The sequence below is a fragment of the Citrobacter sp. R-1.5.2 genome (genome assembly GCF_035064245.1).
Lineage (GTDB): Bacteria > Pseudomonadota > Gammaproteobacteria > Enterobacterales > Enterobacteriaceae > Citrobacter.
On the sequence record NZ_JASEYC010000054.1, the window covers coordinates 1 to 2653 of the forward strand.

The following is a 2653-nucleotide window of genomic DNA, read 5'->3' on the forward strand; positions in this document are numbered from 1 at the left end:
TTATATACCCGGAGCTGGATAAGCAACGAACGTCCTGGCCTGCTTTTCGATCTGGCGACAGGGTGGCTTATGCAACATCGTATTATTCTCCCCGGAGCCACTACGCTGACCCGGTTGATTTCAGAGGTAAGGGAAAAGGCGACGTTGCGCCTGTGGAACAAACTGGCACTGATACCGTCAGCCGAACAACGTTCACAGCTGGAGATGCTGCTGGGGCCAACTGATTGCAGCCGCCTGTCTTTACTGGAATCACTGAAAAAAGGCCCTGTGACCATCAGTGGTCCGGCGTTTAATGAAGCAATTGAACGCTGGAAAACTCTGAACGATTTTGGCTTGCATGCTGACAACCTGAGTACACTCCCGGCTGTGCGCCTGAAAAATCTCGCACGTTATGCTGGTATGACTTCGGTGTTCAATATTGCCAGGATGTCACCGCAGAAAAGGATGGCGGTTCTGGTTGCCTTTGTCCTTGCATGGGAAACGCTGGCGTTGGATGATGCACTGGACGTTCTGGACGCCATGCTGGCCGTTATCATCCGTGACGCCAGAAAGATTGGGCAGAAAAAACGGCTCCGCTCGCTGAAGGATCTGGATAAATCTGCATTGGCGCTCGCCAGCGCATGTTCGTACCTGCTGAAAGAAGAAACACCGGACGAATCGATTCGTGCTGAGGTGTTCAGCTACATCCCCAGGCAAAAGCTGGCTGAAATCATCACGCTTGTCCGTGAAATTTCCCGGCCCTCAGACGATAATTTTCATGAAGAAATGGTGGAGCAGTACGGGCGCGTTCGTCGTTTCCTGCCCCATCTGCTGAATACCGTTAAATTTTCATCCGCACCTGCCGGGGTTACCACTCTGAATGCCTGTGACTACCTCAGCCGGGAGTTCAGCTCACGGCGGCAGTTTTTTGACGACGCACCAACGGAAATTATCAGTCGGTCATGGAAACGGCTGGTGATTAACAAGGAAAAACATATCACCCGCAGGGGATACACGCTCTGCTTTCTCAGTAAACTGCAGGATAGTCTGAGGCGGAGGGATGTCTACGTTACCGGCAGTAACCGGTGGGGAGATCCCCGAGCAAGATTACTACAGGGTGCTGACTGGCAGGCAAACCGGATTAAGGTTTATCGTTCTCTGGGACACCCGACAGACCCGCAGGAAGCAATAAAATCTCTGGGTCATCAGCTTGATAGTCGTTACAGACAGGTTGCTGCACGTCTTGGCGAAAATGAGGCTGTCGAACTCGATGTTTCTGGCCCGAAGCCCCGGTTGACAATTTCTCCCCTCGCCAGTCTTGATGAGCCGGACAGTCTGAAACGACTGAGCAAAATGATCAGTGATCTGCTCCCTCCGGTGGATTTAACAGAGTTGCTGCTCGAAATTAACGCCCATACCGGATTTGCTGATGAGTTTTTCCATGCTAGTGAAGCCAGTGCCAGAGTTGATGATCTGCCCGTCAGCATCAGCGCCGTGCTGATGGCTGAAGCCTGCAATATCGGTCTGGAACCACTGATCAGATCAAATGTTCCTGCACTGACCCGACACCGGCTGAACTGGACAAAAGCGAACTATCTGCGGGCTGAAACTATCACCAGCGCTAATGCCAGACTGGTTGATTTTCAGGCAACGCTGCCACTGGCACAGATATGGGGTGGCGGAGAAGTGGCATCTGCAGATGGAATGCGCTTTGTTACGCCAGTCAGAACAATCAATGCCGGACCGAACCGCAAATACTTTGGTAATAACAGAGGGATCACCTGGTACAACTTTGTGTCCGATCAGTATTCCGGCTTTCATGGCATCGTTATACCGGGGACGCTGAGGGACTCTATCTTTGTGCTGGAAGGCCTTCTGGAACAGGAGACCGGGCTGAATCCAACCGAAATTATGACCGATACAGCAGGTACCAGCGAACTTGTCTTTGGCCTTTTCTGGCTGCTGGGATACCAGTTTTCTCCACGCCTGGCTGATGCCGGTGCTTCGGTTTTCTGGCGAATGGGCCATGATGCCAACTATGGCGTGCTGAATGATATTGCCAGAGGGCAATCAGATCCCCGAAAAATAGTCCTTCAGTGGGACGAAATGATCCGGACCGCTGGCTCCCTGAAACTGGGCAAAGTACAGGCTTCAGTGCTGGTCCGTTCATTGCTGAAAAGTGAACGTCCTTCCGGACTGACTCAGGCAATCATTGAAGTGGGGCGCATCAACAAAACGCTGTATCTGCTTAATTATATTGATGATGAAGATTACCGCCGGCGCATTCTGACCCAGCTTAATCGGGGAGAAAGCCGCCATGCCGTTGCCAGAGCCATCTGTCACGGTCAAAAAGGTGAGATAAGAAAACGATATACCGACGGTCAGGAAGATCAACTGGGCGCACTGGGGCTGGTCACTAACGCCGTCGTGTTATGGAACACTATGTATATGCAGGCAGCCCTGGATCATCTCCGGGCGCAAGGTGAAACACTGAATGATGAAGATATCGCACGCCTCTCCCCGCTTTGCCACGGACATATCAATATGCTCGGCCATTATTCCTTCACGCTGGCAGAACTGGTGACCAAAGGACATCTGAGACCATTAAAAGAGGCGTCAGAGGTAGAAAACGTTGCTTAACGTGAGTTTTCGTTCCACTGAGCGTCAGACCCCT

The 2653-nt window shown here is 51.9% G+C and carries 1 protein-coding gene; it reads left to right on the forward strand.

Annotated elements, in window-relative coordinates; translation table 11 throughout:
* The coding region (locus QMN38_RS26410) for a Tn3-like element Tn3 family transposase (RefSeq protein ID WP_323606404.1) at nucleotides 1–2619 on the forward strand (2619 nt) is incomplete at its 5' end.
* Nucleotides 2620–2653 lie beyond the last annotated feature (34 nt).